Genomic DNA, 15,971 nt, shown 5'->3' on the forward strand with positions numbered 1-15,971 from the left:
TGGCCGCGGCCGTCTCCGGCCAGCTCGACGAAGCCGACATCCTCCTGCTCGGACGCCGGACCTACGAGGTGTTCGCCGCCTCCTGGCCCGGCAGGAGCGGCGAGGTGCCGTTCGCCGACCGGATCAACTCGATGCCCAAGCTGGTGGCCTCGACCACGCTGACCTCCCCCGCCTGGCAGAACACCACCGTCATCCCCGGCCCGCTCTCCGGCGAACTCGCCGCACTCAAGCAGGGACCGGACCGGCACATCACCATCAGCGGCAGCGTCACCCTGGTGCGATCCCTGCTACGCGACAACCTGCTCGACGAACTACACCTCCTCATCCACCCGGTCGTCCTCGGCCGGGGGGAGCGACTCTTCGCCGACGGCGGTCCGACCCCGATGCGACTGGTCCACTCGGCCACCTTCGCCACCGGCGTCCTGCACCTGATCTACCACCCTGGCCCCTGACAGGCGGGCGCAGGGGGGCGCCGTCCCGGTCGTCCACGGCGGTTCCCCCGCCTCGGCGCCCGGGACGGCGCGCGGTCAGGAGCCGTCTCGCGCGAGGCGTTGCGACACGGCCGCGTGATCCACGCCCAGCCGGGCCAGCAGCTCCGCCGCCGGGTCGGGACGCTGCAGTTCCAGCAGCGCGCGCAGCAGATGCCTGGTGTCGATGTCGCGGGTCCTGGCCTTCGCGGCCTTGACGGCCTTCGTCAGTACCGCCTGGGCGGTGGAGGTCATCGGTGGGTACTTGCGGGACGGCGCGCCTGGATCGGTGGCGAGGTTCCCGAGGTCGATGCCGATGGCTCGCAGGGCTTCACGGTCCAGCGCCTCCAGGGCCGCGTACGCGGCGTCCAGATCGACCTGGAGGGCTCCTGCGGAGGCTGAGCCGGTCTCGTGGAGCAGGCCGAGCAGCAGGTGCTCGGTCCCCATGCGTCTGGCGCCCCGTCGACGGGCCTCCTCCCGGGCGGCGGTGACGACGACCACGAAGGGGCTGCCGGTGAACTGTTCGAACACGGTGTCCTCACTTCCCGTGCTTGGCATGCGCGGACTGCCGGGACATGCCCAGCGCGTCGCCGATCTGCTCCCATGACCACCCCTGTCGCCGGGCGTGGGCGACGGCTGCGGTCTCCACTTGTTCGGCCAGTTGGTGCAGTACCCCCACCGCTCGCAGGGCGAGGGCCGGGTCGTGAGCTTCGATGCGCTGCGCCAGGTTATCGAACGACATGTCTGTCAGTTTGGCTTGACAGGGCCGTGTCTGTCAATTGAAACTGACGGACATCGCAATCATCGTCGGACTTCTGGGGGCACGTCATGTTCAACAAGATCGGCTTACGGTGCGGTGCGGTCGCCGGACCGCTGTTCATGCTCGTTCTCCTCGTCCAGGGAGCCGTCCGCGAGGGCTATGACCCGATCCGTCATGCGGGCAGTTCCCTGGAACTGGGCAGCAGGCTCGGCTGGATCCAGCAGGCCAACTTCATCCTGGCCGGGGCGCTCGTGATCGTCTTCGCGTCAGCCCTGCCCGGCGCGCTGCGAGAGCGCGGCCGGCAGTCGGCCTGGGGGGCGCTGCCGGTCGCCCTGTGGGGAGCGGGGCTCGTCGGTGCGGGCGTCTTCCTGGACGATCCGGTCAGCGGCTACCCGATAGGGACCCCGGCACTCACCGTGCCCCCCACCACCCACGGCGACCTGCACGGCAAGATGTCCCTCGTCGGGTTCCTGGCGCTGGCCGTCGCCTGCTTCGTGTTCGCCCGGCGCTTCGCGGGCTGGGGCGAAGGCCGATGGGCACGGTACTCGGCAGTCAGCGGAGTCCTGTTTCCCATCGGGTTCGTCCTGTTCGTCGCGGCGTCCTTGCAGGTGAACGGTCTGGTCGAGGTCGGCGGCCTGATCCAGCGCCTGACAGTCGGTATCGGCTGGCTCTGGCTGACGCTGCTGGCGATCCACCTCATCCGGATGCCCGGCGGCCTCCCGCCGCGCGAGTCGGTCACCTTCGCGCGGCACGGGTGAAGCGGGTGGCCCAGTCGCGGACATGGTCGGCGAACTCGGGCGGCCCGATGATGTCGAAGTCGGCGCCTGTGTTGCCCAGGGCCTGAGTCGGCCAGTCCAGGGAGGTGGAGGTCATGGTGAGGCGGCAGCTGTGCTCGTCGAGGGGTTCGACGACGCCCCACTGGCCGACCACGTGCCGTACTCGCTCGGCGGGGGCGTGGACGACGGCTTGGACGGTGTGCGGCGCGGGGGCGCCGGCGGCGGCCCGGACGTAGGCCGCGGGGTCGTCGGTGGGTGGCCGGCGGGGGCGGAAGCGGGTCCCGGTCGGACGTGGTCCGGTGAGCCGGTCGAGCCGGAAGCTGCGCCAGTCGTGCCTGGTGAGATCGTAGGCGAGCAGATACCAGCGCCGTCCTGCGGCGACCAGCCGGTAGGGCTCGGCCTCGCGCTCGGTGGGCGCGGCGCCTCGGGCGGCGTAGCCGAAGCGCAGCCGTTCCTCGTCGCGGCACGCCTGGGCCACGGTGGTGAGCACCTGGACGTCCACGACGGGCCCGTTCCGGGCGGCGGGGACGGTCATGGCGCGCAGCGCCTCGGCCCTGGCGCGCAGCCGGGGCGGCAGTACCTGGGTGAGCTTGGCCAGAGCGCGCAGGGCGGAGTCCTCGATCCCGGCGACGCCGCTGTGTGCCGCCTCGCTCATGCCCACGGCGATCGCGACCGCCTCATCCTCCTCCAGCAGGAGGGGCGGCAGGACGGCGCCGGGTGCCAGCTGGTAGCCGCCGTCGGTCCCCCGACCGGCTGCCACCGGGTAGCCGAGCTCGCGCAGCCGGTCCACGTCGCGGCGCAGGGTGCGCTCGGAGACGCCCAGCCGGCAGGCCAGATCGGCGCCGCTCCAGTGCCGGTGGGACTGCAGGAGGGACAGCAGGCGCAGGGTGCGTGAGCTGGTGTTGGCCATGCCGGAGATTCTGCCGCACCTTCCGGACAGAAACTGGCCGGAAGGGTGCCTACTGTTGTTCTCGACCGACACGAGGAGCAGGAACATGAAGACGCGTGAGATCCAGTTGACCGCCCAGATCGCCGGTGTCCCCGGAGAGCGGTACTTCGCGATCGCCGAGACCGAGGTGAACGGCGAGGTGGTGGTCCGCACCGAGCGGGTGGGGTTGGCGGCCACCTACCTGGAGCTGATGCGCCCCGACTGCCACCTCCCGGTGCCGGCCTGGCAGGCCGGCCGGCGGGTGGGCGTGACCGCCATCGGCACTGTGGTCGCTTCCGACAGTCCCGACCTGGAGGTGGGGGATCTGGTGCAGTCGATGACCGGTTGGAGCGAGCACTCGGCAGGCCCGGCCGCCTCCTACGTCAAGCTCGATCGGGATCTGTTCCCCGACCCGGGCTACTACCTGGGCCAGGGCCCGACCGCCTACTACGGCATGGCCGAGGTTGCCGGGGCCGGTGCGGGCGATGTGGTGCTGGTGTCCGGCGCGGCGGGCGGCGTCGGCTCGCTGGCCGGGCAGATCGCCCGCAATCTGGGGGCGGCCAAGGTCATCGGCATCGCGGGCAGCGCGGCCAAGGTGGACTATCTGACCGATGAGCTCGGATTCGACGCGGCCTTCGACTACCACGACGACCTCGACGTCCGGCTGAAGGAGCTCGCCCCCGAGGGGATCTCGGTCTTCTTCGACGTGGTGGGCGGCGCGGTGTACGAGGCGGCGCTCCGCGCTGCCAGGCCGGGCGCCCGCTTCGCCCTGTGCGGGTCGCTGGCCAGCCAGCTCGGCGACGCCGCCGACCGCTTCCCCGAGCCTGACTGCCAGGCGGCCCTGGCCCGCGGGGTCGACCTGCTGCCCTTCTCCTGCCACCACACGCCCGACCAGATCGCCGCCTGGCGTGAGCACTTCAGCGACTGGCTCGCCGAGGGACGCTTCGTCTATCCCCAGACGGTGGTCGAGGGCGGAATCGAGCAGGTCCCCGGCGCGTTCCTGTCGATGCTGAAGGGCGCCTACCGCGGCAACGTCTCGGTGAAGCTGGCGTGAGCGTGACCACGCTGTCCAGCAGGGCACTCAACCGGGCCCTGCTGGAGCGGCAGTTCCTGCTGAAGCGGACCGCCCGGCCCCCGCTGGAGGTCGTCAAGAGGCTGGTCGCCATGCAGGCGCAGGAGCCCAACTGGCCCTACATCGGGCTGTGGGCCAGGGTTAAGGGCTTCGTCCCCGCCCATCTGCACGCCCTGCTGGAGGATCGGACGGTGGTCCGGTCCGGCCTGCTCCGCGCCACCATGCACCTGGCCGCCGCCGACGACTACCGGGCTTTCCGGCCCCTGCTGCAACCCGTGCTCGACCGGACCGCACGCAGCCCGTACGTCGCCGGCAACAGCGCGGGCCTGGATCCGGCCGACCTGGTCGCGGCCGCACGTCAGGAACTGGCGGGCGCCACACTGCCACGCCGCGAGCTCGCCCGCCGCCTGGCCGACCGGTATCCCGGCCGCGACGGGCGGCTCCTGGCCGCCGAAGCCGAACTGCGCAGCCCCCTGGTGCACGACCCCGAGACCGGCGGATGGGGAGCCTGGGGAACCCGCCGAGCGGTCATGGTCACACCCGTGGAGCCCGCGGCATCGGGCGACCTGCGCGAGCTCGTCCGCCGTTACCTGGCAGCCTTCGGCCCCGCCACTGTCAAGGACGTCCAGGCCTGGTCCGGGCTCACCCACCTCAGCGAGATCACCGCCACCATGCACGGCGAGCTTCGCCCCTACCGCGGTCCCGGCGGAGCCGTACTCCTGGACCTGGCCGACCTGGACCTGCCTGACCCCGACTCCCCCACCTCCGTACGGCTCCTGCCCGCCTACGACAACCTTCTGCTCGGCCACGCCGACCGAACGCGCGTCATCGGCGACCACGATCGCCGACAGGTCATGCCCGGGCGAGCGCGAGTCCTGCCCACTCTCCTCATCGACGGCCTCGTCCGCGGAACGTGGTCCGTCACCCGCCAGGCGCTGCACATCACCCCGTTCGAGCCGCTGTCGCCGGCCGACCACGCCGCTGTGGAGGACGAGGCCGACCACCTCCTTGAGTTTGTGGGAGTGCGACGCCTCCACTGGGGTGCCGTCGGGACTCGTGTCTGAGCCTCCGTACGCGGCCCGGAACGCGGCAGCAACGGTCGAGTCGGAGCAGGTCGGTGCGGTGGGTGGCGCGGTCTCGGCTCAGTCGTCCCTACCGTTGTGGCGTCTGGGCTCATAGGGTTCAGATGCCCCGCGAGCGGCTCAAGACGTGGGCCGGCCGGGAGAAGTTGTCAGCGGCGGCTCACTGACTGCGCGGCCTTCTGACTGCTCGGCCCGGACGCCCGTCGGCGTCCGGGCCGCGCTCAGCCACAGGCCGGTGAACACGGCGCAGGCCAGCGTCACGGCACCCGCCGTGAGGAAGGCGCTGTCGAGACCGGATTCGAAGGAGGCGCCGCCGGACTCCCGCGTGTGGACGATCGCCCCGAGCACCGCCACGCCCAGCACCGCGCCGATCTGCCGGGTGGTGCTGCTGACGCCCGAGGCGAGGCCGCCCTCCTGCGGGCTGACCGCCTGGATGGCGGCCCCGGTCAGCGGCGACATGGTGAGAGCGAACCCGATGCCGACGACCGCCAGCCGCCACCACACGTTCCCGTAGCCGGTATCGGCGTGGACGAGGCCCAGCGCCAGCAGCCCCAGCCCGGCCAGCGCCAGGCCGATGGCGGCGACGACGCGGAAGCCGTACCTGGCCGCCAACCGGCCCGCGTACGGGCTGACGATCACCATGGCCAGCGAGACGGGCAGGGTCCGCAACCCGGCGACCAGGATCGAAGTGCCCTGGACGTAGACGAAGAACTGGGAGAAGAAGAACGACGACCCCATCAGCGCGAACCCGACCACGACCATCGCCGTGTTGGACACCGTGAACAGCCGCTGACGGAACAGCCGCAGCGGCAGCATCGGCGTCGGCACACGACCCTCGACCACGACGAACGCGGCCAGGAGCACCATCCCGGCGGCGAAGCTGCCCAGGATCACCGGCGAGGTCCAGCCTCGGGAACCGCCCTCGATCAGGCCGTAGGTCACAGCGCCCACGCCCGCGGCGGACAGGACCGTGCCGGGGACGTCGATCGGCGGCGCGCCCGGGTTGCGGGACTCCCCCAGCACGCGCAGCCCGGCCAGCAGCAGGACCGCCCCGATGGGCACGTTGACCAGGAAGATGGCGGGCCAGCCGAAGGACTCCACCAGGATCCCGCCCGCCAGCGGTCCGGCGGCCAGGCCGATGCCGCTGAAGCCGGCCCACAACCCGATCGCCCGGACGCGCTCCCTCGGGGCGGGATACGCGGCCACGAGCAGCGCCAGCGAGGCGGGGCTCAGCGCCGCGGCCCCGACGCCCTGCAGCACCCGTCCGGCGATCAGCCAGCCGATCGAGGGCGCGAACGAACACACCACCGACGCGGCCGTGAACACCACCACCCCGGCCAGGAACACCCGCCTGCGGCCGAACCGGTCGGCGAAGACGCCGCCCGACAGCAGCAGCATGGCCACCAGCAGCACGTAGGCGTCGACGATCCACTGCAGGCCGGTCAGCCCGGTGTGGAGCCGCTGCTGCATGTCGGGCAGGGCGGCGCCGACGATCGTGTTGTCGAGCAGCACCATGAACTGACCTGCGCAGGTCAGAGTGAGCAACGCTTTCACGCAAATCCTTCCTAAAGCAGCCAGTGACTGCGTTAAGTGGGGATACTAACGCAAGTCTCGACTGCGTTAAAGTGGGGGGTGTGGATGAGCAGGGGCGGGCCAGGCGACCCGGCGGACGTAGCGCCCGGGTTCGCGCGGCGGTGCACCAGGCCGTTACCGACCTGGTCAGCGAGCGCGGCTACGGAAACTTCACCGTCGGCGACATCGCGGCCCGCGCGGGCGTGGCCGACACCAGCCTCTACCGCCGGTGGGGCAACCTCCAAGCCCTGCTCAGCGACGTGCTGCTGACCCGGCTCAACGCGAAGGCGCCGATGCCCGACACCGGTAGCCTGGCCGGCGACCTGCGCGCCTACGCCGCCATCGTGGCCCGCGAGGTCACCGGACCCGACGGCCTGGCTCTGGTGCGGCTGACCGTCGCGCTGTCAGGCGAGGGCCGGCAGGGCCTTCAGGCGCGCGACGAGCTCCTGGCCGACCGCACCAGGCAGGGACAGGCCGTGCTCGACCGTGCCCGCGACCGCGGCGAGGACCCGCCCGACGCCCTGGAGGTGCTGGACCATCTCCTGGCGCCGATCTACATGCGTGTCCTGTTCGGCGTGGGCCCGCTCACCCCTGACTACCTCGACGGGCTGGTCGACCGGTTGCTCGCCTGATCCGGTCCGCACGCATCGCTTCCTTTGATCGCCGTGGTGGTCAGGATGTTCCGAACCATCTGGAAAGCGCTTCGCGCAGCGCGGACGCGGCGCTGTCGGCGGGTTCGTCGATGGGGGCGGCCCAGGCGATGTGGGCGTCCGGGCGGATCAGCAGGGCGTCGGCGGGTCGCTGGTCGGTCTTGGCGGTGTGGACGTCGACGTGCTGCCCCCAGGCGCGGGCGGCCCGGCGAAGGTCGGGGCGGTCGGCGAGGTCGAGGAGGACGGGCCGGGCGGGGTGCAGCAGGCCGGCGACGCTGGTGACGCCCTGGTCGGTGTGCAGGGCGAGGTCGGGGGCGAAGGTGCCGGTCAGCGGGTGGTGGCCGGTGCCGGGCATGGAGTAGCGGACGTCGGTTCCGGCGACCATGGCTCCCATGCGGCGCAACGGCTGCTCGTCGGCGAGCAGCTCCTGGAACATCTCGCGGAGCGCTTCGGCGGCTGCGTCGTGCCCGCGCCGCAACGCCACCTGGGCGCGGGTGTGCAGCATGGTACGGGCGCCGGCGAGGTGCCGTTCGGCGTGGTAGGTGTCCAGCAGGCCGGGCGGTGCCCAGCCGTGCAGGTCGGCGGCCAGCTTCCAGGCCAGGTTGACCGCGTCCAGCATGCCCGCGTTGAGTGCCACGCCGGTGGCCGGGAACAGGTGCGCCGCATCCCCGGCCACCATGATGCGCCCGGCCCGGTAGCGCTCGGCCTGGCGGGCCTTGAAGGTGAAGCGCGACAGCCGCGTCGATCCGGCCAGGGGCAGCTGCGCGCCGAGCACGCGGCGGATGCTGTCCTGCAGTTCGGTCAGGGTCATCGGGACGTCGTCGTCGTACTCGGTGGTCTCGTCCTCGATGGTGTAGAGGGAGACGCTCGTGGCGCCGGGTGAGGAGCCGAGGCCGAACAGGCCGTGGTCGGTGCGGGTGAAACCGGCGTGGATCGTGCCGAAGCCGGGGACGTCGAGATCGCCGTTGCCGAGCACGGTGACCTCGCCGGGCAGGGTGACCTGGGCCAGCCGGTTGACCTCCGGGTAGACGGTGCCGGGGAAGCCGATGCCGGCCCAGTCGCGGACGCGGCTGCGCGCGCCGTCGCAGCCGACCAGGTAGCGGGCGTTGACCTGGTACGGCCCGTCCGGGCCGCGCGCGTCCAGCATCACTCCGGCGTCGTCCTGGGTCACCCCGGTCACCTCGTGCCCGCGGCGTACGTCCACGCCGAGTTCGCCGGCGCGTTCGTCGAGCAGCCGTTCCAGGTGCTGCTGCGGCAATGGCAGCGCGTGCAGCGGCGGATCCGCCAGCTGAGTGAAGTCCAGGTGCACCCCGCCGAACGGGAACCGGGGTGCCGGGACGGGGCCGGCGCAGGCTGCTTGGAAGCGTTCCAGCAGGCCCCGGTAGCGCAGCAGCTCCAGGATCTGCCCGCCGAGACCTCCGGCCTTGGGGGTGTCGCGGCGGTGCGGGTGCCGCTCCAGCACCAGTGGCCGCACCCCGGCCAGGCTCAGTTCGATCGCCAGCATGAGGCCGGTCGGTCCGGCGCCCACAATGATCACGTCGGCGTTCTTCATCGGTCGTTTTGCTCACAATCTGTCGTGGTGCGCACTACGCGCATGTCGTGCACGTGCCGCCTGAGCGGTGCACTGGGCGGCCTCCCGCTGATCTCGTGGTGCCGGCCCGTCCGGGACGAGATCACGATGTGCCGCATCTCAGTTTTCGAGGTCGGCGACGGTGGAGGTCGGGGTGTTGAGGATGCCGTCGAACGCCTCCAGGACGGGCGTGTGCACGTAGGCGCTCTGGATCCGGATGCGGTCGGGGCCGGTGGCCGCGTGCGCCCGGCGCAGGTCGGCGATGCTGAGCCCGAGTCCGGCCTCGGCGAAGGCGGCCTCGACGCTGCCCGGCTCTGGCGGCTGCAACGCGGTGTTGTCGATGGCGAAACCGAAGCGCGCGTTCTCGTCGGGGCGCATGTCGGCGGTGTGTCCGGCGGGGCTGGTCAGGGCGAGGGCGACGTAGTCGTCGCCCAGCCGGTCGTGCAGGTGCTGCCCCATGGGCAGCCCGGTGAGCCGGCCGTCGAAGGAGACCGGCGTCTTCTGGATGTGGGCGTTGTGGGCCGCCAGCACGATGCGGGCCTCGGGGCCGGAGCGTTCCAGGTGCCACAGGACCGACCCGGCCATGTAGACGTCCCTGGCCGAGGTGTCGGCGGTCAGGCCCGTGCCCGCGTACAGGCCGGCCATGGCGCGGAAACCGTAGTCGGCGCTGCAGGCGGCCTCCAGGCGGCGCAGGGCGAGATCGTAACTGGGCCGGTCGGCGCGGGAGAGGTACAACAACTCCACGGCACGAAAGCGCATGAGCAGCCGCATCAGGATCGCGCTGAGAGCGTCCTGCTCGGCGGCGGCCAGACGGGTCCAGGCCGGCGCGGCCGAGGCCGCGGAGGCCCCGGCGAACGACCCGGCGATCCGCATCGCCTCCTGAATCACCGGGAGGGTCTCGGGATCGACCCGGCGCAGATAGTCGGCGACCGGGGCGAGGGCGGGAAGCAGGGACCCGCCGGCCGCCGGGATGTCGATCCCGGCGAAACGCACCGGCTCGGCGGCTGAGGCGTTGTGCCGGCGCATCCAGCGCAGCGGCTCGTCCACCCCCACGGGGATCGCGGTACCGAGCCGGGTCGCGAGCTCGTCGTCCGTGCCCTCCCCCTGGGCCCAGGCGTCCAGGGGGAAGCCCTCGCTGAAGCCGTACTCGAAGGCCAGGACGGTGAAGCCGCAGCGTTCGGCCAGGAACCGCAGGACGCGCCGGCGCATGAGCGAGAACTCGGTGATGAAGTGGGAATTCTCGCCGACCGCGACGACGCGGGCGTCGCCGACGAGGTCGCGCAGCGGCTCCAGGTCGTCGAGCGGCGCCTCGGGGTCGAGGTGGGTGAGCGGGACGGCGTGGCCGCGAAGCCAGTCGGCGAACGGGTCGCGGCGGGACGAACCAGGCATGAGGACGGCTCGATTCTGATCGTGGAAAGGTGGAGGAACGACAGGTGGAGGTGCGTGACACCGGAGGCGGAGGCGTCACCGGAGCCGGGCGGCGCGCCCTACCGGCCGCGGGGCGCCGCTTTCTCCATCTCCGCGACGCTGCCCGGACATGATCGTGGCGACGTGCTCGGTGAGGTGCCGCAGCGGCCAGTCCCACCACCCTGGCCGCGCTTATCCGTACGGAACGTTCCGTACGGATGGGATGATGTCCAAGACGTGCACCTGTTGTCAAGTACGGAACGTTCCGTACCGATAAGGTGCCGACGTGACCGGCACGCCCGGACCGAGGCGACGGCGATGTCCCGCACCTGCTCGGCCACGCTCACGCCGCCTACGAGGACAAGCCCGCCTGCCACGTGTCCGTCTCGAACGGCTGGCGCGACGACCCCTAGCGTTCCCAGGTCGCGCAGCGTGTCATGCCCGATCGGCCACCAGTGCGGTGACCGCGAACGCTCACCGTGTTCACCGGCATCTCGACCACCCATATCATCGCCGAATGATCGAGCTTCAGGAAGCCGGGGAGATCGCCTGCCCGGCCGCGCGTGTGTGGGCGGTCGTCGCCGACTACGGCCAGGACCCACGCTGGCGCAAGGGCGTCGAGACGATGGCGCCGCGCCCTGAGGGCATCGTCCGGGTGGGCATGACCACCGCCGAGGTGATGCGGTTCGCGGGCCGGACCTACCGCAACGGCGGCGAGGTCATCCAGGTGGAGCCGGGGCGCTCGTTCGCCTGGCGCACCACCTCGGGGATCGATGCCGAGGGCGGCAGGCTCGTCGAGCCGCTCGGTGAGGACCGGTGCCGCTTCACCTTCCACGTGCGCGTCACCCCACGCGTGACCTCCGAGAGGTTGCTGGAGCCGGTGCTGACGTGGTTGCTGCGTCGGTCGATCCGTGCCGACGTCCGCCGCTTGGCCGGCCTCTGCGCTCCTTGACCCCGGAACCACCCTGTCGCGGGCGGCCCCTCAGCACGGGTGATCATGCTCCTCGGTTGGCTGGTCGTCGCCGGCGGCGGTAGGCGCGCGTGCAGGTGGCCGGCTGCCGCTCCGGCCGACCGCGCCCGTACGGAACGTCCCGTACCGATATGGTGTCGGCATGACCGACACGCCCCACCGTCGCGGTGCCGACCGGACCGAGGCCATCATGCGGGCCGCGCTGGAACTCGGCCAGGAGATCGGCTACGCCAAACTGAGCATCGAGGCGGTCGCCGCCCGAGCGGGCGCCAGCAAGCAGACCATCTACCGCCGATGGTCGTCCAAGGCGGCCCTGCTGCTCGACTCCGTGTTGTCGCTGAACGGGCCCGCCCTGGACTACCCCGACACCGGCGACATCGTGGCCGACCTGCGAGCCCAGATCCACTCGGCCGTCGATCTGCTGGCCGGGCCACCCGTCGGCCCCTTGTTCAGGGCCCTGATCGGCGAAGCGCAGCATGATCCCCAGATCGCCGCCGCGCTCAACGAGCGTTTCATCGCCCCTCAGGCGGACAAGACCGTCGCCCGCCTGAGGACGGCCCGCGACCAGGGTCAACTGGCGCCCGCCTTCGACCTCGCCCTGGCGATGGCGATCCTGTCGGGCCCGCTGTACTTCCAACTCCTGATCACGATGGAACCACTGACCCATGAGTACGTCGACCGGATCCTCGACGCCCTTTTCGCCGGGATGGGCCCCACCCGCGCATGTTGACGTCGGCGTGCAGGTCGATCCGGCCCCGTTCGACGAGCTGCATCACCGCGGTGGCGGTGATCAGCTTGGCCACCGAGGCCGGGGCGAAGACGGTCTGCTCGGCGTCCACGCGACGGCCGGTCTCCACGTCGGCGACGCCGTACCCCTGGGCGAAGACCTGGCGCCCGCCCGCCACTACGGCGATCGCCGCGCCCGGGATCTGGTGCTCCTTCAGCCGGCGGGGCACGTAGGCGTCGGCGAACTCCCGTACGGACCGGGACGGATCGGCGGCCGTCGCGGCGGCGGGCGTGCTCACCGCGAGGATCAGCACGGCGACCGTCAGCGAGCAGATGAGAGCACGCCGGCGGGATGGTTTGCGTTCGAGCAGCATGAGCTGCTCTCCTTTCTCTGGGAGCACGTACGCGTCAAAGGCACGCCGTCACGGCGTGGTCGTGCGGTACCGCGGTCCGGGGGCGAGTTGCCGCTCGCCCCGGACCTCTGTCACAGGCTCGTCAGTCGACGCTGAGCAGGATCTTCTCCATCGCCGCGACCCTCTCGGCCAGCTCGCCGAGCGTGGCCTGCACCTGACCCTGCTGCTGCACGGCCTGCTCGGCCATCTCTGCGATACCTGGCCATCTCCGCCGCCGGCACGTCGGCACGCCGTCGGCGCGCGCGGCACTCACCGGGGACGCCTGGAGCGCCGGTCGGCTGACGGCGGGCGCGCGGGACGTTCAGCCGGCGAGTGTGATCGCGGCCAGTTCGCGGAAGTCGCGGCGCCGGCCGTCGAGGGTGGCCTCGGCGAACGCGGTCTCGCCGAGGTGCTCGCGCGCCTCCTCGCCGATCCGGGCGGCGTCCGGCAGTGAACGGTCCGGCGTGCCGCGCACGGCGTCGCTCGCCGCGATCAGCCGGGCGGCCTGCTCGTACCGGCCTTGGCGCAGCGCGACGTCGGCGATCCCGACCAGCGCCTCGGCGATCGTGGGCGGGTACATGTGCTCCATCGCCGCGTCGAACGCCTGCCGGCGGTACACGCGGGCCTGCTCGACGTCGTCGGTGAGGTAGCCGTACAGGTCGGCGACCTTGGCGCGTACCGAGCCGACGATCTCGCTGTCGCCCAGCAGGTCCTGCACCGATGTCAGGTACTCGCGCGTCCGGTCCGGCTCGCCGCGCCAGTGGGCGAGCTGCGCCTGCTTGAGCGCCAGCTCGGCCAGAGAGTCCGGCCAGACGATCCCGTCGGCGTGCCGCTGGGCCTCGGCCATGGCCGCGGCGCAGGCCCGCTCGTCGCCGAGCAGCCAGTGGAGCTGGGCCTGCCGCGCCCACACACCCACGACGTCCTCGTTCGCGCCCACCTCGGTCAGCGCCACCGCGCCCTCTTCGTAGTACTCGCAGGCACGGGCGAACTCACCGCGCATGGCGAGCCGATCGGCCAGGAAGGTCAGCGACAGGGAGATGCCCATGCGGTCGCCCAGTGCGCGGAACTCGGCGAGCGCGGTCTCGGCGTCGGCGTCGACGTCGGTCTCGTCGGCGCCGAGCGTGAGCCGGAACCGGCCGCGGGTCAGCCTGCCCTGCGCCCGCACCCAGGGATCGGCGTCGGCGATCAGCGGCTCGAACGCGGGCAGGAACGCCGCCGGGCCCTGGAGCGTACGCTCCAGCAGCGCGGCGAACCCGAGCAGCGGACGGCGCGACCCGCTGCTCCGGGTCAGCCGGTCGGCCTCCTGGATCCACTCCCGCGCCTGGAACTGGTCGCCGCCGACGCCGGACGTCACGAACATGGTCACCATGAGGTACGCCATCGCCCGCACCTCGTCGGGCACCTCGCCCTCCAGCGAGGACGCGGCGATGCTCAGCTCGGCGCCCTCGGCCCGGTGGCCGCTGAGGAACCAGTAGTAGCCGGCGGCTCCGACCAGGCGCATCGCCTCGTGCGCCCACCCCTCGGCGATCGCCCCGCGCAGGGCCGTGAGGATGTTGTCCTGCTCGGCGTCGAGCACGGCCAGCCACTCCAGCTGCTCGGCCCGGCGCAGGTGCGGGTCGGCGGTCTCGGCCAGCTCGGTGAAGCAGGCCAGGTGCGCCCGCCGGGCCTGCTCGGCCTCCCCGGCCTCGGCGAGCCGGTGGGCGGCGTACTCCCTGATGGTGTTGAGCAGCCGGTAGCGCGGGATGCCCTCGTCGTCGGCGATCAGCAGCGACTTCTCGGTCAGCGCGGTCAGCACGTCGAAGACCTGCTCACCGGCGAACGCCTCGTCGCCGCACACACGTTCGGCCGCCTCCAGGCTCGCCCCGCCGGAGAACACCGACAACCGGCGCAGCACGCCGCGCTCGGCCTCGCTCAGCAGGTCCCAGCTCCAGTCGACGACCGCGCGCAGCGTCTTGTGCCGGGCAAGCGCCGTACGGCTGCCGCTGGTCAGCAGGCGGAACCGGTCGTCGAGGCGGCGGGCGAGCTGGTCGACGGACATGGTCCGCAGCCGAGCCGCGGCCAGTTCGATGGCCAGCGGGTTGCCGTCGAGCGCCCGGCAGATCCGCGCCATGGTCGACAGGGTGGCGGGGTCGGAGCCGATGTCCTTGCGCACCAGGTCGGCGCGGTCGCGCAGCAGCCGCACCGCGGGCGAGGACCCGGTCTCGGCGGGCGCGGCCCCCTCGGCGGGCAGCGTGAGCGGCTCGACCTGCCACAACACCTCCCCGGTGATGCCGAGCGGCTCGCGGCTCGTGGCCAGGACGCGCAGGCCGCGGCACTCGCCCAGAAGCCGGTCGGCGAAGGCCGCGGCGGCCTCGACGACGTGCTCGCAGTTGTCCAGGATCAGCAGGATCGCGCGATCGCGGATCGCGGTGATGAGCCGGTCCATCGTGTCGCCGCTGCGCGCGCCGCCGAGCAACCCCTGGTCGCGCAGGCCGATCGTGGTGAGGGCGGCCTGCGCCAGCTCGCCGCCGGCCCGGACCGGGGCCAGCTCGACCAGCCAGGCGCCGTCGGGCAGCTCGGCGAGCATCGTACGGGCCGTCTCGGTGGCCAGCCGCGTCTTGCCGGAGCCGCCCGCCCCCGTCAGGGTGACCAGCCGGTATCGGGCGGCCAGCCCGGCGACCGCGGAGACGTCGTCGTGCCGGCCGACGAAGCTGGTCAGCTCGGCGCGCAGGTTGGTCCTGCGGTTCTCCGCCCGCTCCCCCAGCTCGCCGCGGAGCAGCGCGGTGTGCAGCGACGACAGCTCGGCCGACGGGTCGGCGCCCAGTTCCTCGGCCAGCCGCTCGCGGGTGCGCTGGTAGACCGTCAGCGCCTCGTTCCCGCGGCCGGCCTCGGCCAGCGCCCGCATCAGCGCCGCCACGAACCCCTCACGCAGCGGGTACGCGGCCACCAGCCCGGTCAGCTCGGAGACCAGCTCCGCGCCCCGGCCGAGCCGGAGGTCGGCCTCGACCCGGTCGCCGAGCGCGTCCACGTGGAGGTCGTCGAGCCGCGTGACCACGGCGTCGAACGTGTCGCTGTCCTGCATCACGATGTCGGACATGGGGGCGCCGCGCCACAGCTCAAGAGCCGAGCGCAGCAGGTGGGCCCGCTCGGCCGGCTCGGCGGCGCGGGCCTGGACGATCAGCTGCTCGAACCGGCTCACGTCCACCGCCTCGCGCGGCACGGCCAGCCGGTAGCCGCCGGACTCGGCCTCGATCACGCCGTCGGGCAGCAGCCTGCGCAGCCTGGACACCAGCGCCTGCAGGGCGTTGACCTCGTCGGCGGGTGGACGCGCCCCCCAGATCCAGTCGACCAGCCGCGCACGCGTCACCATCCGGCCGGGCTCCAGGGCGAGGGCGGCGAGCAGCGCGCGCAGCCGGACACCGGGTACCTCGACCACGGCCCCAGCGGGGTTCCGGACCTCGAAGGGCCCGAGCAATCCGACTCGCACACCGCAATTCTGCCGGAACCGCGACGACACCCGGCCCATCTCCGCCGCCCCCGGACCTTCCCGGCCGCCGTCATCGCAGGTCAGACGGCATGCCGGAGGCCGCTTCCCGGGCCACGGGACAGGCGGGACGGGG

Annotated in this window: 16 protein-coding genes; 7 read left to right on the forward strand and 9 right to left on the reverse strand. The window is 72.3% G+C overall.

Annotated elements, in window-relative coordinates:
• Positions 1–452: dihydrofolate reductase family protein (locus tag ACIHAD_RS36950; RefSeq protein WP_397359371.1), on the forward strand; the 452-nt coding region annotated here is incomplete at its 5' end.
• 75 nt (positions 453–527) lie between these two features.
• Here the strand turns inward: ACIHAD_RS36950 and ACIHAD_RS36955 are convergent.
• Complete coding sequence (locus tag ACIHAD_RS36955; protein ID WP_397359372.1) at positions 528–998, reverse strand: Clp protease N-terminal domain-containing protein; 471 nt, start codon at positions 996–998, stop codon at positions 528–530.
• Positions 999–1,005: 7 nt separating this feature from the next.
• Positions 1,006–1,209 (reverse strand): hypothetical protein, encoded by a 204-nt coding sequence (locus ACIHAD_RS36960; protein ID WP_397359373.1) that lies wholly within the window; start codon positions 1,207–1,209, stop codon positions 1,006–1,008.
• Positions 1,210–1,295: 86 nt separating this feature from the next.
• On the opposite strand from ACIHAD_RS36960, the gene ACIHAD_RS36965 reads away from it, so the two are divergent.
• Complete coding sequence (locus tag ACIHAD_RS36965; RefSeq protein ID WP_397359374.1) at positions 1,296–1,985, forward strand: DUF998 domain-containing protein; 690 nt, start codon at positions 1,296–1,298, stop codon at positions 1,983–1,985.
• On the opposite strand, the gene ACIHAD_RS36970 is transcribed toward ACIHAD_RS36965, so the two are convergent.
• A complete protein-coding gene (locus tag ACIHAD_RS36970; protein WP_397359375.1) occupies positions 1,963–2,913 on the reverse strand; it encodes a helix-turn-helix transcriptional regulator in 951 nt (316 codons plus the stop codon). The two genes, ACIHAD_RS36965 and ACIHAD_RS36970, sit on opposite strands and share 23 nt — an antisense overlap.
• Positions 2,914–2,998: 85 nt before the next feature.
• Between ACIHAD_RS36970 and ACIHAD_RS36975 the strand changes: the two genes are divergently transcribed.
• Both ACIHAD_RS36975 and ACIHAD_RS36980 read left to right on the forward strand, forming a co-directional pair.
• A complete protein-coding gene (locus ACIHAD_RS36975; protein WP_397359376.1) occupies positions 2,999–3,985 on the forward strand; it encodes a zinc-binding dehydrogenase in 987 nt (328 codons plus the stop codon).
• A complete protein-coding gene (locus ACIHAD_RS36980) occupies positions 3,982–5,067 on the forward strand; it encodes a winged helix DNA-binding domain-containing protein (RefSeq protein ID WP_397359377.1) in 1,086 nt (361 codons plus the stop codon). The genes ACIHAD_RS36975 and ACIHAD_RS36980 overlap by 4 nt, the downstream gene beginning before the upstream one ends.
• Positions 5,068–5,205: 138 nt before the next feature.
• On the opposite strand, the gene ACIHAD_RS36985 is transcribed toward ACIHAD_RS36980, so the two are convergent.
• Complete coding sequence (locus ACIHAD_RS36985; protein ID WP_397359378.1) at positions 5,206–6,639, reverse strand: MFS transporter; 1,434 nt, start codon at positions 6,637–6,639, stop codon at positions 5,206–5,208.
• An 80-nt stretch (positions 6,640–6,719) separates the two neighbouring features.
• Here ACIHAD_RS36985 and ACIHAD_RS36990 point away from each other — a divergent pair, with 80 nt between their 5' ends.
• The gene (locus ACIHAD_RS36990) at positions 6,720–7,289 is read left to right on the forward strand and encodes a TetR/AcrR family transcriptional regulator (RefSeq protein WP_397359379.1); all 570 of its coding nucleotides are present in this window, start codon (positions 6,720–6,722) and stop codon (positions 7,287–7,289) included.
• Positions 7,290–7,329: 40 nt separating this feature from the next.
• On the opposite strand, the gene ACIHAD_RS36995 is transcribed toward ACIHAD_RS36990, so the two are convergent.
• Positions 7,330–8,859, reverse strand: coding sequence for an FAD-dependent monooxygenase (locus ACIHAD_RS36995; protein ID WP_397359380.1), 1,530 nt, complete (start codon positions 8,857–8,859; stop codon positions 7,330–7,332).
• A 138-nt stretch (positions 8,860–8,997) separates the two neighbouring features.
• Entirely contained in the window at positions 8,998–10,266 is a 1,269-nt protein-coding gene (locus tag ACIHAD_RS37000; RefSeq protein ID WP_397359381.1) for an erythromycin esterase family protein, read from the reverse strand.
• A 535-nt stretch (positions 10,267–10,801) separates the two neighbouring features.
• Between ACIHAD_RS37000 and ACIHAD_RS37005 the strand changes: the two genes are divergently transcribed.
• Complete coding sequence (locus ACIHAD_RS37005; RefSeq protein ID WP_397359382.1) at positions 10,802–11,236, forward strand: SRPBCC family protein; 435 nt, start codon at positions 10,802–10,804, stop codon at positions 11,234–11,236.
• Between the two features lie 160 nt (positions 11,237–11,396).
• A complete protein-coding gene (locus tag ACIHAD_RS37010) occupies positions 11,397–11,984 on the forward strand; it encodes a TetR/AcrR family transcriptional regulator (protein ID WP_397359383.1) in 588 nt (195 codons plus the stop codon).
• Here the strand turns inward: ACIHAD_RS37010 and ACIHAD_RS37015 are convergent.
• The 3 genes from ACIHAD_RS37015 to ACIHAD_RS37025 all read right to left on the reverse strand — a co-directional run bounded on the left by ACIHAD_RS37015 (position 11,899) and on the right by ACIHAD_RS37025 (position 15,838).
• A complete protein-coding gene (locus tag ACIHAD_RS37015; protein ID WP_397359384.1) occupies positions 11,899–12,354 on the reverse strand; it encodes a serine hydrolase domain-containing protein in 456 nt (151 codons plus the stop codon). The two genes, ACIHAD_RS37010 and ACIHAD_RS37015, sit on opposite strands and share 86 nt — an antisense overlap.
• A 121-nt stretch (positions 12,355–12,475) precedes the next feature.
• Entirely contained in the window at positions 12,476–12,646 is a 171-nt protein-coding gene (locus ACIHAD_RS37020; RefSeq protein WP_397359385.1) for a hypothetical protein, read from the reverse strand.
• Positions 12,647–12,694: 48 nt separating this feature from the next.
• Positions 12,695–15,838, reverse strand: coding sequence for a BTAD domain-containing putative transcriptional regulator (locus ACIHAD_RS37025; protein WP_397359386.1), 3,144 nt, complete (start codon positions 15,836–15,838; stop codon positions 12,695–12,697).
• Between the last annotated feature and the right edge of the window lie 133 nt (positions 15,839–15,971).

The sequence above is a fragment of the Nonomuraea sp. NPDC052265 genome, from assembly GCF_044547985.1.
In the GTDB taxonomy this organism is placed as follows: domain Bacteria; phylum Actinomycetota; class Actinomycetes; order Streptosporangiales; family Streptosporangiaceae; genus Nonomuraea.